We start from the raw sequence: 26,467 nt of genomic DNA on the forward strand, positions 1-26,467 counted from the left end.
AACTGTCATCCCCACCGCCGCGGCGAGGAAGTAGCGCTACCTCCCCGTCATTGCGAGCGTAGCGAAGCAATCCAGGCTGCCGCCGCGGAAACATTCTGGATTGCTTCGCTGCGCTCGCAATGACGCTCGGAGCGGGCACCGTGCCCAAAATCAGATCGGCATCTTCATGATGTCTTCATACGCCGCGATCACGCGGTCGCGGACCGAGACCAAGGTGGACACGGCGACGTCGGTGTCGGCGACCGCGGTCACCACGTCCATCACGTTGGCCTTGCCGGAGGCCATCGCGACCGTCTGCGCATCCGATTTGCGGCCGGACTCCATGACGCTGCCGACGGCGTCCTTCAGCAGCGAAGCAAAGGATTGCCCGCCGGCCTCGGTGCCCTTGCCGGCACCGGCGCCGCTGTTCTCCAGCACGCGGGCAAGGTTGGCATAAGCGTTGGCGGCAATTGTCGGTGATGCCATGGCTCAATTGTCCTGTTCAGCTCTTGAGGATGTCGAGCGTGCGCTGGATCATCCGGCGCGTCGCACTGATGATGTTGAGATTGGCCTCGTAGGACCGCTGCGCGTCGCGCATGTCGGTCATCTCGACCACCGAGTTCACGTTGGGATATTTGACGTTGCCGCTGGCATCCGCGACCGGATTGTTCGGCTCGTATTTGACGCGGAAGTTGGACTGGTCGGGCTTGATCTTGCCGAGGGTGACGACCTGCGCGTCGAGCGTGCGGTCGAGCGCGGAGGAGAAGGTCGGAACCTTGCGGCGGTAGGGATCGCCGCCTGATGTCTGCGCGGTCGAATCCGCGTTCGCGATGTTTTCCGAGATCACCCGCATGCGGCCGGCTTGCGCCCGCAGGCCGGAGGTCGCGATCGCCATCGAGCGGGCGAAGTCGCTGCTGTCATTGGCCATGATGCGCCTCCTCTAGCCGTTCTGTTTCCGGATCATGGCTTAAGCCTTGCCGATCGCGGTCTTGAGCAGATGCAGGCTCTTCGAATAGAGCGAGGTCGCCGCCGCGTAGTCCATCTGGTTGCTGGCGGCCTTCATCATCTCCTCTTCGAGATTGACGGCATTGCCCGCGGGGCGGGTCTCGAAACCCGCATTCTTGTTCTGGTCGAATCCGGACGCCGCGCCCGAGGGCGTCATGTGCGAACCACTGGTGCGGGCGAGCGCCAGGGGGCCCATCGAGCCCGTGACGGCCCCGGTCTTGTCGAGTTTCGGCTCGACCAGGTCGCGCGGCCGGAATTTGGGCGTGTCGGAATTGGAGACGTTCTCAGACAGGACGCGCTGGCGTTCCTGGTGCCACTGCATCTTGGTGCGAAGCGCCGACAGCACCGGGAGGTCGTTGATGGACATCGTCGCGGCTCCTTCCACCTCTTGCGGACCTCCAAGGTCCGAAGCTAGGCAGAATTTGCCGCGTGTATGGTTAACAGCTGGTTAAGAATGTTCCGGGCACATGCCTCCGCATGGGACACGATTTTGCGCCCCCTGATTCGACGCCCCCAAAAGTGGCATTAACCCAACCGTTTGGCGGCGCGTGCACAGGCCAAGAAGTCGTTTTGGATCGAGCGATTCATAGGTTATTAAGAGTTGGGGACGGCAAAACTTGCCGTGGAACGTTAAGAAATCGCAGTTTGGGGCATCGTAGGCCGGTGGTTGGCACATCTGACCATGGGCACGAGAAAAGCGCCATTTGTCGGGGACAAGTATGCAAGGCAGCCCTATCACCTTCATCGTCGCGTTCATCGTCGTTCTGGCGTTGATCGGTGTCGCTGCCTGGCTGGTTCGCCGATTCGCCAGCAGCCGGCTCGGCGCCAACACCCAGCGCGGCAGGATGCCCCGGCTCGCCGTGATCGACGCCGCCGCGGTCGACGGCAGGCGCCGCCTGGTGCTGGTCCGGCGCGACAATGTCGAGCACCTCCTGATGATCGGCGGCCCCACCGACATCGTCGTCGAGCCCAACATCGTTCGCGCCATGCATGGCCGCGACCAGCTCCCCCAGCGTCCCAATGCCGCCGAGCCGCCGCGCCTTGCCCCCATGCCCGATGCCGGCGGCTGGGCCGACGAAGCGCCGCGGCCCGAACTGCTCGATCATCCCGAGCCGCAGATGCCCGAGCCGCCGCCGCGCCCCGCGCGCCCGTCCTTCGCCGACGAGATGCGCCGGCCCGCGCCCGCGCTGGCCGAGCGCCGCAGCGAACCGCCAATGGGCGGCTTTCCGCCCGAGCCGATCGCGCCCCGTCCCGAGCGCGAACCGCGGCCCGAGCCGCTGCCGCCGCGTGCCCCGCGCAGCGAGCCGCCACTGATGCCACGTCCGCCGCGCCAGAGCGAGCCGATGAAGATGCCGCCCGTGCGCACCGAGCGCGCCGCTGCACCGCCGCCGCCTCCCCCCGTTCCGCCGGCGCCGCCCGTTCCGCCGCCGGCGCCTGCCGCGAGCCCGTCGAGCGCCGAGCAGAACCTCGCCGAAATGGCGCAGCGGCTCGAGGCCGCGCTGCGCCGCCCCGCCGGCGAAACGGTCGCGCCGCCCGTCGCGCCGGAGCCGCCGGCCGCGCCCCCGCGGGCGGCCCGCAGCGAGCCGGCGGCGCCCCCAGCCCCGCCTCCGAAGCCGGCCGCGGAGAAGACCAGCTTTGAAAATCTCGAAGACGAGATGGCCTCGTTGCTCGGCCGTCCGAAGCCGTCTTCGTGAGGCTGCCGTCCCTCCCGCGTAGAGTTCTTTTCCTTTCTGTCCTGTTCAGTGCGGCTTCGCTCGCAGGCCTTGCGCATGCGCAGGACATCAGCATCAATCTCGGCGGCGGCGCCGGCGGTGGTGGCGTCACCGAGCGCGCGATCCAGCTCATCGCGCTGCTCACCGTGCTGTCGATCGCGCCGTCGATCCTGATCATGATGACGTCGTTCACGCGCATCGTGGTCGTGCTGTCGCTGCTGCGCACCGCGATGGGCACGGCGACCGCGCCGCCGAACTCGGTGATCATCGCGCTCGCGATGTTCCTCACCTTCTTCGTGATGGGACCGGTGCTGCAGAAATCCTACGACGACGGCATCCGCCCGCTCGTCGCCAACCAGATCGGCGTCGAGGACGCGCTCCAGCGCGCCTCCGTGCCCTTGCGCGGCTTCATGCAGAAGAATGTACGCGAGAAAGACCTCAAGCTGTTCCTGGATCTCTCGGGCGAGGCGCCACCGGCGACTCCGGATGATCTCGCCCTTCGCATCCTCGTCCCCGCCTTCATGATCTCCGAGCTGAAGCGCGCCTTCGAGATCGGCTTCCTGTTGTTCCTGCCCTTCCTGATCATCGACCTCGTCGTCGCCTCGGTGCTGATGTCGATGGGCATGATGATGCTGCCCCCGGCAACGATCTCGCTGCCGTTCAAGCTGATCTTCTTCGTCCTGGTCGACGGCTGGTCGCTGGTGGCAGGAAGTTTGGTGCAGAGTTACGGAGGGTGAGGCGAGCGAGGGGACTGCGCCGCCGCCACATCCTCTCCGCCTCCAGCGATTAATTTCCGGCCCCTCCCTGTCATTGCGGGAAGCCCTTGCGACGAAGCAATCCAGACTGCCGCCGCGGAGAGACGCTGGATTGCTTCCGCCTTCGCCAAGGCTTCGGCGGACAAGTCGCTGCGCTCGCAATGACGGAGGATGGGGCAGCAGATCGCGTCACAGGGCCGGATGGCGAGCGCTGTTAGATCAGCGTGTCGTACAAATCCTTCCACTCGGGATTCACGCTCTCGATCAGCGCCAGCTTGTTTGCCCGGCTGCCGCCCTTGATCTGCTTCTCGCGCGTGATGGCATCGATCATGGTGGCGTGCAGCTCGTACCAGACAAGCAGCTTGCAACCATATTTCGAAGAAAACCCCTTCACCAGCCCTTCACGATGCTCGAACGCACGGCGCGGCGGATTGGAGGTGACGCCGGTGTAGATCGTCCCGTTGCGGCGATTGGCAAACATGTAGACGCATGGCTGCTTCATGATCGTGCTCGGCTGGAGAGTTTTCACGATAACACAACCAAGAGATGAACGCGAGCAGCGCAGCAACGACGCACTGGAATTTTCGCGCAACTCTCACCTTGTCATTGCGAGGAGCCCTTGCGACGAAGCAATCCAGACTGCCTCAGCCGAAACATTCCTGGATTGCTTCGCTGCGCTCGCAATGACGGCGGATGGAACGGCGGACTCAGCGACGCGGTCGTCCGCGGCCACAGCGCAAGCGGGCCTCCGCTCTCTCCCCGTCATTGCGAGGAGCTCTTGCGACGAAGCAATCCAGGCTGCCTCAGCAGAAACATTCCTGGATTGCTTCCGCCTTCGCCAAGGCTTCGGCGGACAAGTCGCGGCGCTCGCAATGACGGAAGATGTGGCGCCGTCCCGGGCCGCTTGGCGCGGCAGCCGGCCCTACCGTGTCATCTTGATCTGCCGCACCACAGGGATCGTCGGCAGCGAGCCGGTGTGCTCGGCTTCGTCCTTGGCGTGGGGTGCGGCTGGTCCGCGGGCGGTGGCGTCGGGGAAACGCTGCTTCATCTCGCGCAGGAAGCCGTCGAGGGTATCGACGCTGGCGGCGAGCTTGGCGATCTCGGCGAATTCGGCGCTGGAGGCGGCGGCCGGCTTGCTGGCGATGTCGAAGGCGAGACGGTCGGCGCTCTCGCTCATCAGCGGCGCGTATTTCTCGCGGAAGCGCGACAGGCCGATCGAGTCGTCGGCGAGCGCATAGCCGACGGCGGCGCGGATGATGTCGCTCTTCTCCACCGCGTTGAGCGGCTTGAAATCGCGAAAACGCTCGCCGTAATAGAGCTCGATCTGCTCGGCGGATTCGCGCCAGCGCCGTCCCGCCCAGAAGATGTCGGAGCGCAGGCGCAGCACTTCGCGCCCCGAGACGTTGGAGACGATGTCGAGCGCGAGATCGTGACGGCCGACGTCGCTCTGCGCGCGCGCTTCCAAGAGCAGGCGCTGCTGCCTGAGCTCGCCGGAGAGATCGCTGATGCGGCTCGCGCGTAGCGCCGTGATCGCCATGTCGGGCTTGCGGTTGGCGAGATAGATCATGGCAAGGCGCGCGGCGACCTGGGCGCGCGCGGCGCCTTCGAGGCGGTGATCGACCTGGTATTGCAACAGCTCGGCGGCCTGGTCGAGCAGATCGATCGAGGCGAGACGGTCGGCGAGTCGGCGGATCAGCTCGTCGCCGCGGCGGCCGATCGGCGTCAGCTCGCGGAACTCGTAGAACATCCCGAGCGCCTCGACCGGCGGCAGTTCGTCACCCTTCGGTCCCAGGAAGATCTGCGTGAACAGCTCGGAGGCGAGATCCTGCGCCTGGCGCGAGGCTTCCGCGTTCGGCTGCAGTTTCGTCGCGGTGCGCGCGGCCGTGAGCGCGTCCCGGTAGCGTCCGTTCTCGGCATATAGCCGCGACAGCATCTGCAGCGTCTTGACTTCGATCGCGTCACCGCGCCAGGTCATCGACAGGGTCTCGAGCTCGCGCAGCGCGTCTTCCTTGCCGATCTCGTCGCGCTTCTGCCGCAGCGCGACCTCGAGCTGCTTGGCCTCGGCCGCAGCCGGTCGATCGCCCGAGGCGGCCGCGAGCTTGTAGTCGTCGAGCGCGTCCTTGTCGTGGCCGAGCGCCTCGGCGAGCCGGCCGCGCAGCACCGCGAAGCCGGGCGCCGCCTCGGGCGGAACGCCGACCACTTCGAGCTCGCTGCGGCGCTTGGAGGCGCCGGCATAGTCCTTGACCTCGAGCGAGGCGCGCATCGCGTCCATCGTCACGATGCGCTGGATGTCGAGCGGCAGCGAGGCGATGGCGAATTCGACGTTCTTGAATTTCTCGCGCGCGTCCGCCCATTTGCCTTGGCGCGCATAGGCGAGCGCCTTCCAGAGCTGGGAGTCGTGGCTGTTGCCGATCACGGGATTGGCGAGGTCCTTCAGGCCCTGCGCCGGCCGGCCGATCAGGATGCTGGCGATCGCATGCATGATCAGCGCGGCGCTCTCCTCCTTGTTGAGCGGATCGCTCAACATCAGTTCGGTCACGGCCTTGGCCTCGTGATACATCGCGCGCGACATGTAGAACTGCGCAAGGTCGAGCCGCGGCAGTGAGCGCAGCGCCGGCTCGACCGCCGAGATCGCCGTCATCAGCTCGCTCTGGCGCGCCATGAAGTTTTCCGACTGGCCCTTGCGCCAGCCTTCGGGGCTGAACACCGGGCGCACCGCGGTCGGCGCCCGCTCGGCCGAGATGTCGACCGGCGACAGCGTCAATCCGCCCTTCTTGCCGAGGATCACCTTGTCGGAGCCGACCTCGACGCCGACCTCGTCGGAGTTGGGCCGGACCGCGATGCCGTGCGCGGATTCCAGCAGCGAGAGATCGACGAGGTCCTGACGTTTGATGAAGCCGCGCACCGGCCGCTGCGCGGTGATGACATAGAGCGTGTCGCCGGCATCGGGATCGGTGAGCTTGTGCAAGACGCCCGGATTGGCGAAGGGGATCGCAATGTTGGCGAGCGCGGGGTCGGTGATGTTGCGCGACATCATCAGCGGCAGCGGCGTCGACGGGATCTTGTCGGCCAGGATCAAAAGCCAATTGGTCTCCTTGCCGACCTCTTCGCTGGCCAGCGAGTAGACCAGCGGGCGGGTGAGACGGATGCGCAGCGCCTGCCCCTTGTCGAGCGGGACGCGGCCGACCTCGCCGATCATCACCCCGCCCTTGGTGCGGATCGCCTCGATATCGATCGGCTTCGGTGTGTCGAACACCAGCCACACCGTATCGCCACGGCGGAACGCCGCCGCTGGCGTTGCGACGGGAATCGGGAACGTCACGCGCAGGCCGTCGCTGTCGCGGCGCGCATCGACGCCGGCGACAGCCGGCTGAGGCGCGGCCTTGGTGGCTTCCTTGACCGGCTCTTGCGCGGCCTCTTTCGGTGCTTCGGGCGCAGGTTTGGCTGGCGGAGCCGCAGCTTCGACAACAGGCGGCATCGGCTTCGAGGCTTCCTTCGAAGCTTCCTTCGCCGTTTCCTTGGGCGCGTCCGGCGCGTGCGCTGCCTCAGGCGCCGGTTTCGGCGCTTCGGCGGGCGGCATCGCGGCCGGCGCTTCCGGCTTCACCTCGGGCTTGACGTCGATCTTGGCTTCGCGCGCGATCGTCTCCGACGTCGGCGGGGCGATCTCGCGATGGGCATCCTTCGGCTTCTCGACCGCAGGCTTGTCGGGCGCCGCCGCCGGTGCGTGACCGGAAGGCTTCATCTGCGCGATCGCCGCCTCGGGCGTCGCGGCCATCTTGCCCTTGTCGGGCTGGAAGGAGATGTCGACGACGTAGTTCTTATCGTCGCGGAACGAATGCACGTCGGAATCGCCGATCAGCGCGATTTCGACATTGGTCTGGTCGATATCGGCCTTCTGCTTGATCGAGGCGACGTTCGGCGGCGCTGCGACGACCGCGTCCGCCAGATCGAAATTGAGGTTGGCGTTGAAAGCGAGCGTGAACTTCTGCTCGTTGAGCACGGAGGAGACGCCGACACCGTCGGGCATCTCGAACACGAAGCGCACGAAGGTCGGCTGCACCGAGGCACGCACGCGGATCTGCGGACGCTTCTTCGCCTCGGCCGCGGCGCGCTGGGCGCGCAGCGCGCGCTCGGCCACGCGGGCCCGCTCGGCGAGTTCCTTGACCACGTCCATGGGCAGGCTCGGCGGCGGTCCCTTCCAGCCCTCGGGCAACAGATCGACGAAGGTGCGCTCGCCGGCGTTCATGGTGTTGATGGTGACGCGCCGCGCCAGCGACAGGCGGATGGCGCCGCCGTCAGGGTCGCGGCGCGCGGAGTTGACGTAATCGGGGGCGCCTTCCGGCACGCGGTCGACGGGGACATCGACGGGCCGGTCGAAGCGGATGATGAGGATGGAGCCCGCAGTCGTCACCTCGGAGGGAATGTCCTCACCGAGCTTGATGACGAGACGGGCAAAGCCGCCGCCGGCCGAAAAGCTCGCCTCGCCCCTGACGGGATCGCCCGCCCGGGCGGGCGCACCGAGGCCGATCAGCAGGCAGACCGCCAACACGCTCGCTTTTCGGACATGACGCGACAGCCCCGGCGCCAAAGCGCGGGCTCGCGACCACAATCCATCGGCAGCCTCTCGCGCCATTGGCGGCATGTCTTCCGGTTCGACGGTCCTCGCCGGCAATGGCGCCGGCCGGTGCCGTCGACTGTAGGACTCGCCAATTAAGGACTTGTTAATGCTATATCTTGATTTGCTCTGGGGACAGCACGCCGGGCCGCATCGAGCGTGGGCGGATCCGTCAAGTTTGGATTTGAGAGGCAGGCGGTTAAGAAGTTGTTAACACCTGCACGACAGCGCTGTCGCGATTGATCAATCGTTCGACGGAACTCCATAGCGAGCAAAGTCCTCGCGAATTCCAGCGTCGATTCTTCTTGCAGCCGAAATATCGCTATCGCCGCCACCTTTGTCGCCGAGCTTAAGTCTGGCAACCCCGCGACCGTAGAGCGCGCTCGCAAGCTTGGGGGCGTATCGCAGCGCTGAGTTGTAGTCGTCGATGGCCGCGGAAAGTTGCCCCATTTTCAGATTTATCAGAGCTCGCGAATCATATGTTGCGGCCTTGTTTGCTTCCGATCGAAGCGCCCTGTCGCAGTCGTCCAGCGCAGCCTGCAAAGCGCCGAGGACGGCTCGGGCCCAACAGCGTCCGCTCCACACCGCCTCCAGATTTGGATCAAGACGAATTGCCTCATCATAGTCCTGAGCTGCACGCTCGTACGCATTCCTCTTCAGATAGGCTGCCGCACGGTTGGCAAAAGCAGCGCCATAATTTGGATTCAGCTTGAGCGCCTCCCCAAAAGCGCCAAGGGCCAAATCGTGCGCGCCTGTCCTCAGATAAGCCACGCCAAGATTGTTGAAAGCCTTGGCATAATTTGGATTGAGCCTGGTCGCTTCAGCGAAGTCCTCGACCGCGCGTTCGTAGTCGCTTTTGGCGCTATAGGCGTTGCCCCTGTTGTTGTGGGCGACGGCGAAGCCGTTCGCAGTCCCCTCGCCCGCATCGATAAACGCCGTGCAGCCATCAATCCGAGCTTCGGGCGACACCCGATCTGAGCCGTTACACAGTTCAACATTCTTGAGTGAGCTGCCCTTCTTTGGCTTCTGCGCGAAGCTCGGCGAACCGGACAGCACAACAATGAGAATGAGAATCACCGCCTTGATGACACTGGCTCTTGTCATTTTCGCACCAGGGGCCAAATTCCGAGGGCTGAACGAAGCGCTAATCCCAGTATCGGCGTTGCGCCGGCATCACCGAGGCTTCTGGCCGAACTTCTCAGCATCCGCGACAGATGTTGAGCCTGCGATTGAGACTTCGATCGGGCTCCGGCGCCGCGACTGCCGGCGGCTTCTTCAGGAGCTTGCTGTTGCCCTCTTCGATCAAGGTCGAAAATCTCGCTGACCCATCATCCGAAATCTCGATGTGCGGCGTCGTGCCTCGGATCCCGAGCGTGGCGACGGGAGTATCGACCTTCATGTCACCCGTCTTGGCGACGCTGCCCGCAACAAAAGTGAACGTTCCCCTGGCGAGATTGAACAAGGTGGCATTGGACTTGCCGTCCGGCTCATACACATAATGATCCAACACCATGCGGGCGTTGCTCGATAGATTGAACGAGCTGCCATCGGTAAAGTTGATGCCGACTCGGCCGTCGGCCCCGGTCAGCACTACATCACCAAGGTATACGGAATCACCTGTCTTGGTTCGAGCGGGCTCACTCGAGACATTCGCCTGAACGACCACTGCGCCCGCATGTTCGATCGTGACCGAGCCCGTTGCCGCCACCACCTTCCCAATCGGTTTCGAAGCCGGGGTAGCGACGGCGGGCCTGGCGGAATCGTTTTGCGCTCGAGTCGCACTCGGCAAGAAATTAGGGAGCGCCAAAACAAGGCCTGTGGCCAAAGCGGCTATCGTAGGTCTGCGCATGATCCCCCCTTTCTGAGAAGATCTTGTCGCTATCGACGGCACATCTTTCGAGCCGTGAAGCGCAGCTGCAATAAATATAATTGTTGTTTAATTTGCTCGACCGCATTAATTAAGCCCATCGTTAGATAAATGCCACTAATTTGAATACGTCTCTGTTTTAATTTAATCACATTGGCGGGAGGGGCCGGGCGGGAATGGCAGTAAGCGTGACTGTCCCCTGCGAAATGCGTCTCTCCCTAAAGCAAACTTGATTATTTCGGCGGGCAAGCCTTCGGGCTGCCAGCGCCTCGGATATTCGTCCCTTGGCGAGGGCGCCCCGAGCAAGACCATGGCAGCACGCCGAGCCTGAATCGATCACCCAGGCGAGGTCGAACCATGTCCATTGCGTCCGGCATCCAAGTTGGTAACGGGACCGCCATTGCCCTGCCCGCCCAAATCATTGGCCATATCCATAAAGTGATCGGCTGCGGAACGCTCACGCGAGCGAGCGGTGTCGCCACACAGGCGGTCGCTGGCGCGCCTGTCTACCGGGCCGACGTGATAGAGACCGATGCCGATGGCCAGATCACGCTTCGCTTCATCGACGGTACCTTGTTCGACATCGCTTGCGGCACTCACGTCGTGCTGAGCGAATTCGTCTTCGAGGCCGAAGGCATGTCACCGAGGGCCCTGTTCGACGTGACCCGAGGGAGCTTCAGTTTCGTACCAGGCCGGCTGGCAGAAACCGGATCACTTCAGTTGAATACGCCCATTGCAGGCATCCGCACCCGGGGCCACGCCGGCGGCTTCGGGATTCTGACGCTTGCAGCACTGACTTTCTCGGCCGCGCAAAATGCCGAAGCCGCCGATCCGGATGTCACATTTCTGGATGACGACTCCATCACTTACAAGGACCTTGCGCACGGTGCATTTGAGCTCGTGACCAAGGAGCGGATCCCACGACACATCATCGTTGAAGATCCCGGCGAGACCATCGTCCTCAAGAAGGTCGGATCCACCATCAGTGTCAACCAGGTCGCAAACACGGCCGCTCGCATGGACGAGTTGCGCGCCGCTCAGCAGGATGTGCTCGCCAATCTCGCAGACGGGCAAGGGCCACATGGATCGAGCACACCACCCTTTGTCAAATCCCAGCCGCTGCAGCCGATCAATTTCATTCCGCCCGATGCGCCCGCGCCGCAGAACCTGCTGGCCCCATTGTCGCCATTTGCCATTCCCATTTTCGACCCTGTACCGCCGACGCTCAACACCGGAGCGGGGCCAATCGAGCTCGATACGGTGGTGTTTGATACATTTACTGCGACGAGCGGAGTTTTCGCCGCCAGCAGCACCACTAGCGGCGGCACTCTGACCTTTGGTGTCGTAGGGGCGACCGCCGGCGAGACGATCCTCAACGGAGTGACATACGATCTGTCAAAGCCAGGTCCATACGGGACGCTCTACGTCAACAGTGCGAGCGGCGCCTACACGTTCGTGCCTGACAGCGTCGCGATCAACGCGCTGAAGTCGCCTACGACCGATGATTTCGTTATCACGGTCTCCGACGGCTTCAACTCTGCGAGCAAGACGTTCACAATCACCATCAACGGTGTCAACGACGCGGCAATCATCTCCGGGACCACGAGCGGTTCGACCTTCGAGGCTGGTGGCATCGCCAATGGAACGCCCGGCACGCCGATTGCGACCGGCACCCTCACCGACACCGACGTCGACGATCCGCCCAATACGTTCACCACAGTGAGTTCGCCAACAGCCAGCGCCGGTGGCTACGGCACCTTCACAATGACGGCGGCCGGCGTGTGGACCTACACCTTGGACAACGGCAACGTCGCTGTGCAGGCGCTCAATGCTGGCGACACACTCATCGACAGCTTCACGGTGACCACGATCGGAGGCACCGCCCAGGTGGTGACGATCACCATCCACGGAACCAGTGACGCGGCGATCATCTCCGGTGAGACCACCGGCGCGGTGATCGAGGCTGGCGGCATCGCCAATGCAAACCCTGGCACCGCCACCGCGAGTGGTACGCTCACCGACGCTGACGTCGACACCCCCGCAAACGCTTTCGCGGAAGTCGGCTCGCCAACGGCGACCGCCGCTGGCTACGGCACCTTCACCATGACGGCAGCGGGGGTCTGGACCTACACCCTCGACAATACCAACGGCGCGGTGCAGGCCCTCAATTCCGGCGAGACACTGACCGATACGTTCACAGTCACCACGCTGGACGGAACTGCCCAAGTGGTCACGATCACCATCCATGGCAGCAACGATGCCGCCGTTATTTCCGGGACCACGGCCGGCTCGGTGACCGAGGCCGGAGGCGTCACCAACGCCACACCCGGTGCGCCGAGCGCAACGGGGACGCTCTTTGCCGCCGACATCGACAATGCGTCCAATGCCTTCACAACAGTGACCTCGCCCACAGCCAGCACCAACGGATATGGCGCCTTTACGATAACCGCCGCCGGCGTGTGGACCTACACGCTCGACAACGGCAACGGCGTGGTGCAGGCGCTCAATGTCGGCGGCACACTCTTCGACAGTTTCGCTGTGACAGCGGTCGACGGCACCCCGCAGGTGGTGACGATCACCATCCATGGCACCAACGACGCAGCCATCATTTCCGGTACCACGACCGGCTCCGTGACCGAGGCGGGAACTTTCTCGCCCGGCGTTCCCACCGCGACCGGAGCGCTCACCGATACGGACATCGACAACGCGCCGAACACTTTCACCGCGGTCTCTTCGCCGGCTGCGAGCGACGGCGGATACGGCACCTACACCATGACGGCGGCCGGCGTCTGGACTTACACCCTCGACAACAACAATAGCGTGGTTCAGGCGCTCGAGGTCGGCGACACCTTGACCGACACTTTCACGGTAACTGCCATCGATGGCACCACCCAGGCGGTGACCATCGCCATCCATGGCGCCAGTGACGCAGACCCCAACGATTTTGACAACCTGGCCACCGGATCCGTCGTGATCTCCGATCCACCCAACGTGTATGGGACGCCGGGGAGCGAAACCATCGCGGGCGGCGGCGACACAGGTCAGATCATCTACGCGGGGGCCAGCAGCGATACCGTCAATGGCACCGGCAAAGCGGACGTTCTCTATGGCGGCTCCGGGAATGACACGATCAAAGGCAACGACGGCGACGACGTCATCTACGGGGGCTCGGGCAACGATACGATCAACGGCAACAACGGCGGCGACACCATAACCGGCGGATTTGGTGCGGACCAACTCACCGGAAGCAATGGCAACGACCGCTTCGCTTATTTGTTCGTGGCCGATTCCAACGCAAGCCAGTTCGACACCATCACCGACTTCGCCTCGGGGGCCGACAAGATCGACTTGACCGCTCTTGGCGCGCTCGGGTTCGTCATCCTGGCCTTGAGCTCAACCAGCACGGCCGTGCCTGCACATACGATCGCCTGGCTCTATGACAGCGCGGCAAATGAAACCATCGTGTACGTCAATGCAACGGACCAGACCCTCCACATCGGCGATTCCGGTCTGCTCGAAATCCATTTGCAGGGGATTGCAACCATCGACGCGTCGGACTTCATCCTGGCGCCGCCGGCAGCACCTGTGATCGCGACGGCCAGCGAACTGCTCAACCTCACCGCAACCGCGCAGAGTGACGCGACCGCCGTGATAGCGACCACTTCCGAGGTCTCGTCCGATTCCGGGAGCGGCGACGGCACGCTCCTCGCCGATGGGAGTTCCACAATCCAGTCAAGCGAGGCGACCTCCAGCCCGAATTGGAGCTGGGACGAATGGACCGAATATTCGTCCAGCCTCACCGGTTCAGACGAAGCGCAAACACGCGCGACCGAAACGACCCGCAGTGACGCGGTAGCTTCCTCAGCCAGCGGACTGTCCACGATCTTGCAGCACATGGCCGCACCGACGGAGGTCAGTTTTGTCTTCAGCTACTTTGCGGTGCTCGACCCAGACACAACCGCTGGCAAGAATGGCGCGCATTCCGGCCAGATTCCTGACATCGCTGTCGCCGCGGTGAATTTTGACCATAACACCGCCGAACCGCACGCCGGGCGTGGGCTTGCGCTAGGGAGCGATGCTGGGAATCACGGCGGCTCGCTCCCGGCAAACGCCGCGCAGGCGGCTGGTCATGCCAGCGCGGCAGAGACGACGCTCAATGCCGACCTTCTGAAGTCATCGACCACCGGCGCCCACCCTTCGCTCTCAGGCAAGGCAGCCGAGCAGCACGACACACCCTATGGAGCGTCCGCAAAGCCTGCCAATCCGCAGCAGCTCGGCGATTCGTTCCTGTTCAAGGATGAGGCTTCGCAGGGCTCACAGCACGGCGCGTTGCTGGATCATCCTTCAGACGTCGCCGGTCTTCACGACCACACCGGAGCATTCCGCGGGTCCGAGCTGGCGTCCATGCCTGAAACATTCCCGCCTGATGTTGATCCAGCTTACGGAGCAGGTCCAGTTCAAGACCATGTGTTGCACGATCTGATCGTGTGACGTCCGCGAGCCGATGGCGTCTTCAGTGTTGATTGCCGGCGCCATCCGGCGCGGAGGAGTTCTCTTGATCGCGAGACGATTCATCATCGTTGCCGTCGTCGCCCTCGGGCGGCTCTACATGCTGATGGCTTAGCGTGGATGTCCAGGCGGACGTCATCGCCACTGTGATGAGCCGGTTGACAGCCTCGATGACGCGTTCTGCTGCGGACGAGTAGTTCATGGCCTCGTCCTCCTGCGTTGCTGATTGCGAACGGCCGAAGCCTACGACAGCGCCGTGAGCGCGACTGTCCGCTACCTCACATCCGCGCGCGTCAACTCACCGCAGCCTCAGAAGATGCCGGCTGCCGCAACTGCACCCGCAACGGGAGCTTGATGTGCGGCCTTGACGAGTTGCCGAGCGCGCGCCCCCACAACCTTCGAGGCGTTGCGCTTCGCGCGCGACTCTGAATCAGATGCGATCTCGGCGATGCGAATCGATTGGTTAGCTTTGGGGGTAATCAATGAGCGGAGAAGCCGGTTGCATTGTGTGTAGCAGGGCAAGAGCGGTCGTCGAGATCATTCCGATCGCCAGAGGATATGCCCTGAAAGTATATGAATGCTCCTGTTGCCACAGCACGCTGCAGCTCGTGACTCGGGTCACAAAGGCAGAGCCGATCAAGCAGCAGCTCAAGACTCTTCCTCGTGTGGAGAAGCAGTTGCGCCCGCCTGTTCGCAGGGTGCAACAGGCGTTCGCGAACTAGACACGCAGGGCGTCTCGCTGGGCTCCAGTCGAACGACCGCCCGATGACGCGCAGGTTGCCAAGGCTCGCTTCGGCTTGAGCCCTCAATTCGGCTTTTGCGTCGGCTTGCCGTCGATCTTGGGCAAGTCTCCGGCCGAAGCCGACTGATCGCCGCCGCCATTGGCGCGGCGGGCCATCTCGACCGTCAGCTTCTCGGCGGCCTCCGGCGACATCAGCCCCATGATGTCCGACATCTTTCGCGGCGCGATGGCCGAGGCGATCTCGATCAGCACGCCCATCTCGAGCCGGTCGAACACCCGCGCGGCGTCCTTGGGCTTCATGCCCTCGTACATGGTGACGAGGCCCTTCATGCGCTGGGCTTCGGCGGCCTTCTGCTCGGCCTGCGTCGCGGAGATGCGGGTTTCCACCGCCTTCATCTCCTCGACCTTGTTCTCGATGCGCTTCTCGGCCGATTTGAGCAGGCTCTCGCGGATATCAATCTCGCGCTGGCGGGCTTCGATCTCCTGGCGGCGCGACTGCAACCGCTCGAGGATCGCGCGCTCGGAGGCCGAGACCTGCGGCTGGGCTTCGTCGATCTTGACGACGGTGCCACCCTCCATCTTGGTCTCAGGCGCGGCGGGCTTGGGCGCCTCCTTCGGCGCGCCATGGGTCGAGCCGGTGATGATCTCCGGCTCCTCGCGGCCGGTCGGAAAGTTCAGATTCTCCTCCGCCCAGGATTTCTTGGCCTGGTTCGGCTTGTAGTCGAACACATAGCCGCCATTGATCGCGAGGCCCGCGACTTTCAGCGTGGCGAGGCCTGCGACGGCGACCAGGACGACCGGGATGACGCGGATGTTACGAAAGGATTTCATACCCTGACTTCATGCGGCAAGGCCGTTGGATCGTCGGCGCTCGGAGAAGGCTTCGGCTGCCGCCGCGACCGCCTTCGCCGTCGATGGCTTGGCCGCGGGCGCGGCAACCGTTTCCGGACTGGTCATGGGGCGCGCGGCGATCGCGATCTTGGACAGCCGCCGCACCACGTTGTCGGCTTCGCCGAGCTGCTTGTAGAGCTGGTCCGACATCTGCGTCGCCGCGGCGAGCTGGCTGCCGAGGTTCTCGTTGACGTCGCGCACGGCGAGCTTCAGCCCGCCGATCGCGCGCTCGGCGATCTCGGTTGCGGTGATCAGCTCGCCGATCACCGCCTTCAGCGAATGCTCGTCCGCCTTCAGCCGCGTCAGGCGCTTGTTGAGCATGACGCAATAGACGATCGTCAGCATCAGCAGGATAGCCACCAGCGTCTCGATCGCCATTCCCAGGGAGTGGTTCATGGGGCCTCCATCATCTTGTTCTGCTCGTCCACCTTCTCGAACATCGCAAGTGTCGTACTTGGCTTGCGCAAGGGTTTCGTCACGCGGATCGCGACGCGGTCGCCGACCCGGCCCATCCGCCCTTCGGTCAGCGTGACGTCGCCGCAGCGCACGGTGACGTTGGCGTCGGCGCGCATGTCCAGCGGCAGCGTGTCGCCGACCTTGAGCCGCATCAGCTGCTTGAGCGGGATGTCGGCCTCGTAGAGCACGGCATCGACGGCGATCTCGGCCTGCACGATCTCGGTGGCGAAATGGCCTTCCCAGACCGGGTCGCGGCCGAACTTTTCGCCCATGAACATCTGGAGCAGGACGCCCCGGATCGGCTCGATGGTCGCATAAGGCAGCAGCAGCTCGATGTTGCCGCCGCGGTCTTCCATGTCGATGCGCAGGCGCACCAGGATTGCGGCATTGGCGGGACGGCTGATCGCGGCGAAACGCGGATTGGTCTCGAGCCGGTCGATCGTGAAGGTCACCGGCGACAGCGGCCGGAACGCCTGCTCGGCGTCGGCCAGCACCACCTCGACCAGCCGCTTGACCAGCTCGGTCTCGATCGTGGTGTAGGGCCGGCCCTCGATGCGGAGCTGGCTGGTGCCGCGGCGGCCGCCGAGCAGCACGTCGATCATCGAATAGATCAGGTTGGAATCGACCGTCGCCATGCCGAAGTTTTCCCACTCCTCGGCCTTGAAGACGGTGAGGACGGCGGGCAGCGGGATCGAGTTCATGTAGTCGCCGAAACGCACCGAGGTGATGCGGTCGAGCGAGACTTCGACGTTGTCGGAGGTGAAATTGCGCAAGCTCGTCGTCATCAGCCGCACCAAGCGGTCGAAGACGATTTCGAGCATCGGCAGACGCTCGTAGGAGACCATCGCCGAATCGATGATGGCGCGAATACCGGAATGGTCGTCGAGCGTGACGTCGCCGACGGTGAAGCCGAGGAGGTTGTCGATCTCCTCCTGCGACAGCACCCGCTCGCCGGAGTTCTTGCCGCTGCCGAGATCGCGGCTGCCGTCCTCGACCATGGCCGCCCATTGCAGCGCCATGGTCTCGGATAGTTCGTTCTCGGCGGCAGCCTTCGCGGCTTCCGCGGGATCCTCGGAATCGAGCGACGCCTCCCATTGGGCGGCAATCGCATCCTGGTCCATTTGCTCGTTGCCGGCCATGACGCTAGCCTATTGCCTTCCGCAGCGTGCTCACTGGATCACGACTTCCTTGAACAGCACCGCGCTGACCTGGACCGGGGCGACCGCCGCGTTGACGCGCTTGGTCAGCTCCTCCTTGAGGCGGAAGACGCCGGCGGACCCGTTGAGGTCGGAGGGGCGCAGCTCGCGCACATAGGTCTGGAAGATGTCGGTGACGCGCGGCATCGTCGGCTTGATCGCCTCGACCTGCTTCTCTTCCTTCAGCTCCAGCACGATCTTCAGCCGCAGATATTGCACCCGCTCGCCCGGCGCGCCGGCGAGGTTGACCATGATGTCGGGGACGTCGACGAAGGACGGCGGCTTCGCCGGCGCCGCGGCCTCGGCATGATGCTGGTCGTCGCCGTGACGGAAGAAGAAGAACCAGGTCGCAGCACCGCCGCCGAGGACGGCGAGCAGGCCGACGGCCATGATGATGAGCTTCAGCTTGTTCTTCGGAGCGGCTTCCGCGCCCTCACCGGCTGCGCCGCCTTCCGCTTCATTCTCTGCCATGGTCGCCGCGCCCGGATCTCTAAAAGGGGTCGAGAGAGCGAAGCCCTAAGACAGTGACGCGGTACAAATGCCCCGGCGCGAATGCGCTCCTCTTCAAGGCAAACGCTACGGTAATAATGGTTAACGGAATCTTTCGATTGGCCCTGCGCTAGGAAAAATCTGCCGGGCAGATATGGCTAACAGAACCTTTCTGCCGCCCTCGATCGTCCCTCAAAAATCAATAAATCATTGAAATTACGTAGCTTTCCGAGTTGGCACGGCTTTCGCTGAGAGAGGGCCGAGACCGAACGGTTTGGGAGAACCTGAAGGTCTCGTTCACGGGTCCGCCAAGGCGCTTGGGAGAGCGAAATGGCAGGTCCCACTCAGGGGAGATTTCCGATGCAGAACGCGCTTCTGATCGGCTTGTCACGGCAGATGACGTTGGAACGGCAGATGGATGTCATCGCCAACAACGTCGCCAATGCCAACACCAACGGCTTCAAGGCCGATCATTCGCTGTTCGAGGAGTTTCTCAACTCGAACGCGCGTGAGGACAATTTCATCGGCGCCGACCGCCGTGTCTCCTATGTGCAGGACCGCGGCACCTTCCGCGACATCGGCCAGGGGCCGATGGAGCCGACCAACAACCCGCTCGACATGGCGATCGACGGCAGCGCCTATTTCGTGGTGCAGGCCAATGGCGGCGAGCGCTTCACCCGCGACGGCAAATTCTCGCTCAACGCGACCGGCCAGCTCGTCACCTCGGACGGCAATCTGGTGCTCGGCACCGGCGGCCCGATCACCTTCCAGCCGACCGACCACGACATCAACGTCGCCCCCGACGGCACCGTCACGGTGCTCGAGGGCACGGCCAAGACCGACTCGATCCGCGGCAAGATCCGCATGGCCTCCTTCGACGATCCGGCCAAGCTGACCAAGCTCGGCGCCAATCTCTACGCCGTGGGCTCCGCCGTCCCGCAGGCCGACACCAAGTCGACCGTGCGCCAGGGCTATGTCGAGAAGTCGAACGTCAACGCGGTCGGCGAGATGAGCCGCATGGTCGAAGTCATGCGCAGCTACACCGCCATCGCCAACCTGCTTCAGCAGCAGAGCGACCTCCACAAATCGGCGATCGAGAAGCTCGCCGACGTTCCGGCCTGATTGAGGGAGAACTGACATGCAGGCGCTTCACACCGCAGCGACCGGAATGGCGGCACAGGAACTCAACGTTCAGGTGATCTCCAACAACATCGCGAACCTGCGCACCACCGGCTTCAAGAAGCAGACCGCGGCATTCCAGGACCTGATCTACGAGCACGTCCGCCGCGTCGGCGCCCAGTCGTCGGACCAGGGCACCATCGTGCCCGTCGGCGTCGACATCGGCGGCGGCGTCAAGACCGTCGGCACGCCGCGCAGCATGACGCAGGGCACGCTGTCGCAGACCGGCAACGATCTCGACCTCGCGGTCTCCGGCGACGGCTTCTTCAAGATCCTGATGCCCGACGGCACCTACCAGTACACCCGCGACGGCACCTTCCAGATGGACAATCAGGGCCGCGTCGTCACCGCGCAGGGCAACCCGGTGCAGCCGACCATCACGGTGCCGAACAACGCCTCGGGCCTGTCCGTCAACGAGCAGGGCCAGGTCTCGGTGACGCTGCCGGGCTCCTCGACCTCGACCATCCTCGGCCAGATCGGCCTGACCCGCTTCATCAACAAGGCGGGCCTGCAGCCCGTCGGCAGCAATCAATTCACCGAGACGCCCTCCTCCGGCCCGCCCCAGGACGGCACGGCCACGGCCGAAGGCTACGGCAAGATCTCGCAAGGCAGCCTCGAGCAGGCCAATGTCGACGTGGTCTCGGAGATGAGCGACCTGATCGCCGCCCAGCGCGCCTACGAGATGAACGCCAAGGTGATCAGCGCCGCCGACCAGATGATGCAGTCGACCACGGCGCTGTTCCGCTGAGGTGATGACGATGATCCGCGCCACCCTCGCCACGATCTCCGCGCTTCTCGCGCTGGCCTTGCCGGCCGCGGCCGCCGACGATTTCATCGCCTCGCCGACGCTGCGCGCGAGCGTCACCGTGACCTCGGACGTGGTGCGGGTCGGCGATCTCATCGACAACGCGGGATCGGCCGCGCTGATCCCGGTCTACCGCTCGCCCGATCTCGGCACCACCGGCGCGCTGCCGGTCGCGCATGTGCTGTCGGTGCTTCGCGCCAAACAGGTGATCGGCGTGATGACCGGCGACATCAAGGAGGTCCAGGTCACTCGCCTCGCCCGCACGCTCGTGAGCAAGGATCTCGAAAACGCGGTCGGCGCGGCACTCGAGCGCCGCTTCGGCCTCGGGGATGCCGCCAACCTCACCGTCACGTTCGACCGCGGCGTCGCCGAGATGCGGCTGGACGCCTCCAACAGCGGCGCGCTGCAGCCGGTCGCAACCCGCTATGACGCCCGCAGCGGCCGTTTCGACATCGCCTTCGAGATTGCCAACGACAGCAATCCCACCCCGACCAAGCTCCGCTTCACCGGCACCGCGATCGAGACGGTGGAAGTGGCCGTGCTGACGCGCGACATCGACCGCACCGATCTCCTGAAATCCTCCGACGTCGCGCTGGAGCGCCGGCCGAAGGCCGAGATCACCGGCGAGCCCGCCTCGCGCGATCGTAGCGTCGGCATGCAGTTGCGCCGGCCGATGCGGGCGGGCACGCCGCTCCGTCTTGCCGACATCGTCAAACCCGACTTCGTGCTGCGCGATCAGGCCGTCACCATCATCTACCAGGTGCCGGGCGTCTATCTCACCACGCGCGGCAAGGCGATCGAGAGCGGCGCCGAGGGCGACAGCGTCAGCGTGATCAATTTGCAATCCAAGCGCACCCTGACCGGTGTCGTCACCGGCCGCGGCCAGGTGACGATCCAGGGCGCGAGCCAGTCCGCACCGATCGCGCCCGCGGTCGAGCAGACCTCCTCGCTCAAGCGTGACGAAGTTCCCGCTCCCGTCGACACTGCCGCCATCGTCCGGAGCCTGGTCCAGGCTCCCGCCTCGCCCGCTCAAATCGCCCAAGCCCAGATTCCGCAAGTTCGCCTCTCGCAGGCTCCAGCCAAGTCAGAGTAAGTCATGTCCACGTTCAGTTCGGCTTTCCGCCTCCGTCGCATCGCGATCTCTGCCCTGCTGCTGGCCTCTTGCGCGCTGGGCGGCTGCTCCTCGATCGACCGCCTGTCGCAGATCGGCGAGCAGCCGAAGCTGTCGGCGATCGACAATCCGACGACGCAGCCCGGCTACAAGCCGGTGCAGATGCCGATGCCGAAGCCGGAAGTCGCCTCCTACAATCCGAACTCGCTGTGGCGCAACGGCAGCCGCGCCTTCTTCAAGGACCAGCGCGCCCGCCAGGTCGGCGACCTCCTGACCGTGACCGTGAACATCACCGACAAGGCCAACCTCTCCAACGAGACCCAGCGCAGCCGCACCAATTCGGAAGATTCCGGGATCACCGACTTCATCGGCGCCAAGACGCTGGGCGCGCAGGCGCAGAAGGTGCTGCCCGGCCGCATCCTCACCGCCGATTCCACGGCGTCCAGCGACGGCAAGGGCTCGGTCAACCGCCAGGAAGCGCTGCAGACCAACGTCGCCGCGGTGGTCACGCAAGTGCTGCCGAACGGCAACCTCGTGGTCGAGGGCAAGCAGGAGATCCGCGTCAACTTCGAGATCCGCGAGCTCGTGGTCGCCGGCATCGTCCGCCCCGAAGACATCCAGAGCGACAACACCATCGATTCCACCAAGATCGCCCAGGCCCGCATCGCCTATGGCGGCCGCGGCCAGATCACGGACGTGCAACAGCCGCGCTACGGCCAGCAAGTCATGGACGTGCTGCTGCCCTTCTAGCCTTCTTCAAGAGCTCCCACATCGTGTTCGCGAACCTAAGGCGCGAACGACGATGTACAACGCGGCCTCCGGTAGCTCCCCTGCCGGAGGCCGCATGTATTTTGGCGGTGGTGGTGCGAGTGGGGCTGCGAGTCAGATGGTCCCATAAGAGGACGTCCCATCCACGTCATTGCGAGGAGCCCTTCGCGACGAAGCAATCCAGACCGCCTCCATGGAAAAATTCTGGATTGCTTCCGCCTTCGCCAAGGCTTCGGCGGACAAGTCGCTGCGCTCGCAATGACGGCGGGGAGACCGTGCACTCCTCACGCCGCTTTCGCCACCGCGCGTATCTCCAGATGCACGCCGGTCTCCTTCTGCAGCGCGTGGATCACCGCCATCAGGTTTTCGGCCGTCGGATTGCCGCGCGGCCCGAACATTCGCATCAGGCTCTTCGGCGGACGGTCGAGCACCTCGCTCAGTCGCTCGAAACCGATGGTGGCGTTGATGTAGGTCCGCAGCGCCGTGCGGCCATAATCGACATCACCCTGCAACAGGCCCTGCATCGCCTCCAGGAACAGCGCCTCGCGAAAGGCGGGATCGCGCTCCGCCATCGCGCGGACCGTGTCCCGAAAACTCCGGGTCAATGGCATCACCTATTCCCCTGTCCTGCTCTTGATTTGTACTCGCGCCAGCGGCGCAGGGCCGCGTCGATATCTTTTTGCTGTCTCTGTTTGGTACCGCCTCCCAACAGAATGACCAGCAAATTGCCATGCCAGCCGAAATAGATCCGGTAACCCGGACCGCGATTGATCTTTAGCTCAGCGGCGCCCTCCCCGATGGACTTGACGTTTGATGTGTTGCCATCGGCCAGCCGCTCGATGGCGACCGCGATCATCACACGTGCCTGCGGATCAAGCCATCCAGCCAATCGCGGAACGGGCTGCGATCGTCGATGATGTATTCTTCGATCCTGATCATTTGGTACCACAATCGTTACCATTTTTCAATTTCAGAATATTCGGATTTTATAAATTCTTGTTGACACACTCTGGCTACCTCATTATGTTCTCGTTTTGTTCCATTCCACAAGAGGGCGTATCGCGATCGTCACGGAACGCGGGATGGAATGCGGTGGCCGCGACGGCGTCGGCGGGTATGGCAGGTTGCAGGGCGGGAATCCCGTGAGCAGCCGCCTGCGCGATACGACACGACGCTGACAGCGTCTTCGAATGGTCTCGACGGCGAGCGCACGCCAGCCGTGGAGAGCCCAGCGAAGATGTGCGCGGACGGAGAAGTCGTGTGGTCCTGACGCCCGGGGTTCTGGCGTCAAGTCTCAGCGGTGATGTGGCGGCCAACCGGCACGCGCATCAGCCATCCGCAAGGCGACGGGGGCAATAGTGCATCGCTCCCCGAGGAGAGCACGAAGGACACCGTGAAAACCATCGCGCAGGGAAGGCCGGGAGGTTCCGGCATCACCTGTCGTCCACCCCGTGCGCGTTCTCTCGCACACGCGGGACTTCGGGTGCCAGCCGGCGCCCGGCCTTCCCTGCGCCTTCTTGATCTTCAGGAGGGTAAAGACGATTGCAAAACTCGGGCGGAAGATGCCGCGAGGATACGAAAGGCTGTCCGCGATTGCAGTGAAAGGACGAAGGTGTCTGCCGAACCACATCTCTCGCCTGTCCCGGACAAGCCGCAGCGCGTCAGCGGTGCGGCGCAGAGCCGGGACCCATGAGGCCAAGCAACACGCCGCGACGTGGGCCCCGGCTCAGCAGCGCACCGCCGACCGAACGATGCTTCGCATCGCCGGGATGGCGCTGCGCTGCGTCCGGGGCATGAGACCGCAGGCGGCGCGGAGCGGCTACGTAAACTCCGCCTCCACCGCCCCCAGGCCCTCCAGTTCCATCCGCACCTTGTCGCCGTCCTTGAGCCACAGCGTCTTGACCAGGCTGCCCGTGAGCACAAGTTGTCCCGCGTGAAGACCCTTGCCTTCGGCGGCGAGATGGTTGGCGAGCCAGGCGAGCGCGTTGTGGGGATGGCCGAGCACGTCGGCGCCGGTGCCGTGGCTGACCTCCTCGCCGTTGAGGATGGCGCGGCCCTTGACTGCCCTCAGGTCTGGCACCGACGAGCGCGGAACCGCCGGGGCCAGCACGCAGCCGGCCGCGAAGAAATCGTCGGCGATCAGCGTCGGGGCGCCCATCGTCTCCCACTTCACGTAGCGGTCGTCGACGATCTCTATCGCGGGATGATAGGCCTCGACCGCCTCGCCGACCCATTCGGCCGTGAACGGCGCCTCGCCGGCGGCCAGGTCGCGCTTCAGCCGCACTGCGATCTCGCATTCGACGCCGACCCGGACATATTTGGAGGCCGCGAGCTTGGCGCCGCTGTGATGCACGCCCTTCTGGAACACGCCGCCGGCGCAGGGATGCGGGATGCCGATATAGTCCTGCATCACCTGGCTGGTGCAGCCGATCTTGTAGCCGACGAGCGGCCCGGCGTGCGGCAGCAGCAAATCGTGCAGGGCGCGCTGAACCTGATAGCCCTCGGCTTCATCCGCGGGCGGACGTTCCAGCACTGCGAGCGGCGCATGGTTGCGGCGCGCCAGCGCGATCGCCTTTGCGGCTTCGAGAATCTTGTCCATCGGCGCCGCCTCCCACGCTACGCATTCGAGAGCGGCACTTCAGCATCCCCGCTCCGGCCTGACAAGCGCGCCCGGCCGGGTGATTACGGTGCCTCGCCCGCGTTTAAGGAAATATTGAGCCGGTGGAGGCTCTATGGAGGCACGCGCCTCGCAGGCCCTGCAAACCGCGCGAGAGGCCTGATTGCAGCGATGCTTGATGCAGCTGGGTCAGCGCTTCAACTCCCGAGTCGATCCCGTTGATGCGACTCGCAAAATCTCCCGCACCTGAAGTGAAGGCTGTTTCTCATCCGAACTCACGTGAGCTCGGAGGAATCGAGTCTAGCCCATTGATCGCGATTCACTTTTCGCCATTGCGCTCGCGCGCCGAGGCCACGCGAGCACAAGCGACAGGCAAAATGCCGATCACGACGCGAAACGGCGCCTTGCGTCCAAAAACAAAGAGCCGCATCGCTGCGGCTCGGGCTCTATTCGTCGCGATAGACCTTCTCGCGTTTCTCGTGGCGCTCCTGCGCTTCCACCGAGAGCGTCGCGATGGGCCGGGCTTCGAGCCGCTTCAACGAGATCGGCTCGCCGGTTTCCTCGCAATAGCCGTAGGTGTTGTCCTCGATGCGCTGGAGCGCGGCGTCGATCTTGGCGATCAACTTGCGCTGGCGGTCGCGGGCGCGGAGTTCGATGGCGCGGTCGGTTTCGGACGATGCCCGATCGGCGAGATCGGGGTGGTTGACGTTCTCCTCCTGCAAAGCCTGCAGCGTCAGCTTGGACTCTTTGAGGATTTCATCTTTCCAGGCGAGGAGCTTCAAACGGAAGTACTCCTTCTGCCGGTCGTTCATGAAAGGCTCTTTGTCGGTCGGTCGGTAGTTTTTCAACTTTTCCAAGGGCGGCCTATCTGTCTAAGCAACGACTCGCAACGGAAACAGGGTCCGTTGAGCGGGGCGTTATATAGCGGCCTCCTGTGACAGACAATGTTTCCCTCACCGTCCGGCTGGCGCCCCCAAGCCCTTGCACAGGAAGGTTTATCCTGGAGGGATCGGGGGCGGCCGAATGGCTAGTAGCCGACCGTGAAGCGCTGCCGCAGATGGGCCGGGCGCTCGATCTCGTCGGCGAGCGCAATGGCGTAGTCGGCGAAGCTGATCCAGCTCTTGCCGTTCGCATCTGCGAGAAGCTGATCGGTGCCGAGCCGGAACTTGCCCGTGCGCTCCCCCACGTCGAACAGGGCCGACGGCGAAATGAAGGTCCAGTTCAGCTCCTTTTCCTGCCGCAAGAGGTCGAGGAACGCCGAGCCTGCTTCCGCTTCCGCCTTGTATTGGGCCGGGAAATTGGGAGTCGTGACCAGCTTCACGCCCGGCGCGACCTCGAGGCTGCCGGCGCCGCCGACGACGAGATAACGACCAACCTTGGCGTCCTTCGCCGCACCGATCAGCTTGAGCGCGTCGCTGGCCAGGAAGTGCACGGAACTCACGGCGACGTCGTGCCCGGCCCAGAGCTTGGCGAGGCCGGCCTGGTCGAGCACGTCCCCCTTGGTCGGCGTGACGTTGGGCAGGGCCGCGATCTTCTCGGGGTTCCGGGCGATGGCGGTGACCGCGTGGCCGCGGCGCAACAGTTCCTTGGTGATCTCCGACCCGGCCCGGCCCGAGGCGCCGGCGACTGCGATTTTCATGGAAGGCTCCTTTGCTACTGTAGTAACTAATGGAGACTAGATAACAAAAAGAATGCTGGTGTTAAGAGAGCACTTTGTGCTTACCTGATTACACAGGGGTAACCCTCCATGCGTACCCGAAGCGACGAGAAC

The 26,467-nt window shown here is 64.2% G+C and carries 24 protein-coding genes; 7 read left to right on the plus strand and 17 right to left on the minus strand.

Annotated features, from left to right (window positions below):
• Window positions 1–150: 150 nt before the first annotated feature.
• The 3 genes from fliE to flgB are packed head-to-tail and all read right to left on the minus strand — an operon-like array spanning window position 151 to window position 1,351.
• Window positions 151–465, minus strand: coding sequence for a flagellar hook-basal body complex protein FliE (gene fliE / locus IVA79_RS09945; protein WP_247552360.1), 315 nt, complete (start codon window positions 463–465; stop codon window positions 151–153).
• A gap of 16 nt (window positions 466–481) precedes the next feature.
• Window positions 482–907 carry a flagellar basal body rod protein FlgC gene (gene flgC / locus IVA79_RS09950; RefSeq protein WP_063195430.1) on the minus strand — a complete coding sequence of 142 codons (426 nt, stop codon included), beginning with the start codon at window positions 905–907 and terminating at the stop codon, window positions 482–484.
• Between the two features lie 39 nt (window positions 908–946).
• The gene (flgB, locus tag IVA79_RS09955) at window positions 947–1,351 is read right to left on the minus strand and encodes a flagellar basal body rod protein FlgB (RefSeq protein ID WP_247552362.1); all 405 of its coding nucleotides are present in this window, start codon (window positions 1,349–1,351) and stop codon (window positions 947–949) included.
• A 352-nt stretch (window positions 1,352–1,703) separates the two neighbouring features.
• Between flgB and IVA79_RS09960 the strand changes: the two genes are divergently transcribed.
• Complete coding sequence (locus tag IVA79_RS09960; RefSeq protein ID WP_247552364.1) at window positions 1,704–2,678, plus strand: flagellar biosynthetic protein FliO; 975 nt, start codon at window positions 1,704–1,706, stop codon at window positions 2,676–2,678.
• On the plus strand, window positions 2,675–3,433 hold the full coding sequence (fliP, locus tag IVA79_RS09965; protein ID WP_247552366.1) for a flagellar type III secretion system pore protein FliP: 759 nt from the start codon (window positions 2,675–2,677) through the stop codon (window positions 3,431–3,433). Before IVA79_RS09960 ends, fliP begins: the two co-directional genes overlap by 4 nt.
• A 232-nt stretch (window positions 3,434–3,665) precedes the next feature.
• Here fliP and IVA79_RS09970 read toward each other — a convergent pair whose 3' ends face one another.
• The 4 genes from IVA79_RS09970 to IVA79_RS09985 all read right to left on the minus strand — a co-directional run bounded on the left by IVA79_RS09970 (window position 3,666) and on the right by IVA79_RS09985 (window position 9,777).
• Window positions 3,666–3,953 carry a GIY-YIG nuclease family protein gene (locus IVA79_RS09970; RefSeq protein WP_247552368.1) on the minus strand — a complete coding sequence of 96 codons (288 nt, stop codon included), beginning with the start codon at window positions 3,951–3,953 and terminating at the stop codon, window positions 3,666–3,668.
• A 420-nt stretch (window positions 3,954–4,373) separates the two neighbouring features.
• Entirely contained in the window at window positions 4,374–8,084 is a 3,711-nt protein-coding gene (locus IVA79_RS09975) for a tetratricopeptide repeat protein (protein WP_247552370.1), read from the minus strand.
• A 225-nt stretch (window positions 8,085–8,309) separates the two neighbouring features.
• Window positions 8,310–9,170, minus strand: a complete 861-nt coding sequence (locus tag IVA79_RS09980) for a tetratricopeptide repeat protein (RefSeq protein WP_247552372.1) — start codon at window positions 9,168–9,170, stop codon at window positions 8,310–8,312.
• Between the two features lie 94 nt (window positions 9,171–9,264).
• On the minus strand, window positions 9,265–9,777 hold the full coding sequence (locus IVA79_RS09985) for a FecR family protein (RefSeq protein WP_247552374.1): 513 nt from the start codon (window positions 9,775–9,777) through the stop codon (window positions 9,265–9,267).
• A gap of 513 nt (window positions 9,778–10,290) precedes the next feature.
• On the opposite strand from IVA79_RS09985, the gene IVA79_RS09990 reads away from it, so the two are divergent.
• Entirely contained in the window at window positions 10,291–14,424 is a 4,134-nt protein-coding gene (locus IVA79_RS09990; RefSeq protein WP_247552376.1) for a VCBS domain-containing protein, read from the plus strand.
• A gap of 22 nt (window positions 14,425–14,446) precedes the next feature.
• Here IVA79_RS09990 and IVA79_RS09995 read toward each other — a convergent pair whose 3' ends face one another.
• From IVA79_RS09995 to fliL, 5 genes are all read right to left on the minus strand, one after another.
• On the minus strand, window positions 14,447–14,644 hold the full coding sequence (locus IVA79_RS09995; protein ID WP_247552378.1) for a hypothetical protein: 198 nt from the start codon (window positions 14,642–14,644) through the stop codon (window positions 14,447–14,449).
• Between the two features lie 603 nt (window positions 14,645–15,247).
• A complete protein-coding gene (locus tag IVA79_RS10000; protein ID WP_247552380.1) occupies window positions 15,248–16,015 on the minus strand; it encodes a flagellar protein FlbB in 768 nt (255 codons plus the stop codon).
• 9 nt (window positions 16,016–16,024) lie between these two features.
• On the minus strand, window positions 16,025–16,471 hold the full coding sequence (locus IVA79_RS10005) for a DUF6468 domain-containing protein (RefSeq protein WP_212081757.1): 447 nt from the start codon (window positions 16,469–16,471) through the stop codon (window positions 16,025–16,027).
• Window positions 16,468–17,670 carry a flagellar motor switch protein FliM gene (gene fliM, locus IVA79_RS10010; RefSeq protein WP_018321852.1) on the minus strand — a complete coding sequence of 401 codons (1,203 nt, stop codon included), beginning with the start codon at window positions 17,668–17,670 and terminating at the stop codon, window positions 16,468–16,470. The genes IVA79_RS10005 and fliM overlap by 4 nt, the downstream gene beginning before the upstream one ends.
• A gap of 30 nt (window positions 17,671–17,700) precedes the next feature.
• Window positions 17,701–18,198 (minus strand): flagellar basal body-associated protein FliL, encoded by a 498-nt coding sequence (gene fliL / locus IVA79_RS10015; protein WP_247552382.1) that lies wholly within the window; start codon window positions 18,196–18,198, stop codon window positions 17,701–17,703.
• A 378-nt stretch (window positions 18,199–18,576) separates the two neighbouring features.
• On the opposite strand from fliL, the gene flgF reads away from it, so the two are divergent.
• From flgF to flgH, 4 genes are read left to right on the plus strand one after another with little or no spacing between them, the layout of a single operon-like run.
• Window positions 18,577–19,338 carry a flagellar basal-body rod protein FlgF gene (gene flgF / locus IVA79_RS10020; RefSeq protein WP_247552384.1) on the plus strand — a complete coding sequence of 254 codons (762 nt, stop codon included), beginning with the start codon at window positions 18,577–18,579 and terminating at the stop codon, window positions 19,336–19,338.
• A 16-nt stretch (window positions 19,339–19,354) separates the two neighbouring features.
• A complete protein-coding gene (gene flgG / locus IVA79_RS10025; RefSeq protein ID WP_247552386.1) occupies window positions 19,355–20,143 on the plus strand; it encodes a flagellar basal-body rod protein FlgG in 789 nt (262 codons plus the stop codon).
• A 10-nt stretch (window positions 20,144–20,153) separates the two neighbouring features.
• Window positions 20,154–21,293 carry a flagellar basal body P-ring formation chaperone FlgA gene (gene flgA, locus IVA79_RS10030; protein ID WP_247552388.1) on the plus strand — a complete coding sequence of 380 codons (1,140 nt, stop codon included), beginning with the start codon at window positions 20,154–20,156 and terminating at the stop codon, window positions 21,291–21,293.
• A gap of 3 nt (window positions 21,294–21,296) precedes the next feature.
• Window positions 21,297–22,061: a flagellar basal body L-ring protein FlgH gene (gene flgH, locus IVA79_RS10035; RefSeq protein ID WP_247552390.1), complete on the plus strand. Its 765-nt coding sequence runs from the start codon at window positions 21,297–21,299 to the stop codon at window positions 22,059–22,061.
• 302 nt (window positions 22,062–22,363) lie between these two features.
• Here flgH and IVA79_RS10040 read toward each other — a convergent pair whose 3' ends face one another.
• The 5 genes from IVA79_RS10040 to IVA79_RS10060 all read right to left on the minus strand — a co-directional run bounded on the left by IVA79_RS10040 (window position 22,364) and on the right by IVA79_RS10060 (window position 26,335).
• Complete coding sequence (locus IVA79_RS10040; RefSeq protein ID WP_247552392.1) at window positions 22,364–22,690, minus strand: transcriptional regulator; 327 nt, start codon at window positions 22,688–22,690, stop codon at window positions 22,364–22,366.
• A complete protein-coding gene (locus tag IVA79_RS10045) occupies window positions 22,690–22,935 on the minus strand; it encodes a type II toxin-antitoxin system RelE/ParE family toxin (protein ID WP_247552394.1) in 246 nt (81 codons plus the stop codon). Before IVA79_RS10045 ends, IVA79_RS10040 begins: the two co-directional genes overlap by 1 nt.
• Window positions 22,936–23,898: 963 nt before the next feature.
• Window positions 23,899–24,678 carry a fumarylacetoacetate hydrolase family protein gene (locus tag IVA79_RS10050; RefSeq protein WP_247552396.1) on the minus strand — a complete coding sequence of 260 codons (780 nt, stop codon included), beginning with the start codon at window positions 24,676–24,678 and terminating at the stop codon, window positions 23,899–23,901.
• 464 nt (window positions 24,679–25,142) lie between these two features.
• Complete coding sequence (gene dksA / locus IVA79_RS10055; protein WP_085966600.1) at window positions 25,143–25,508, minus strand: RNA polymerase-binding protein DksA; 366 nt, start codon at window positions 25,506–25,508, stop codon at window positions 25,143–25,145.
• A 215-nt stretch (window positions 25,509–25,723) separates the two neighbouring features.
• Window positions 25,724–26,335 (minus strand): NAD(P)-dependent oxidoreductase, encoded by a 612-nt coding sequence (locus tag IVA79_RS10060; RefSeq protein ID WP_247552398.1) that lies wholly within the window; start codon window positions 26,333–26,335, stop codon window positions 25,724–25,726.
• Between the last annotated feature and the right edge of the window lie 132 nt (window positions 26,336–26,467).

The sequence above is a fragment of the Bradyrhizobium sp. 138 genome, from assembly GCF_023074075.1.
Lineage (GTDB): Bacteria > Pseudomonadota > Alphaproteobacteria > Rhizobiales > Xanthobacteraceae > Bradyrhizobium.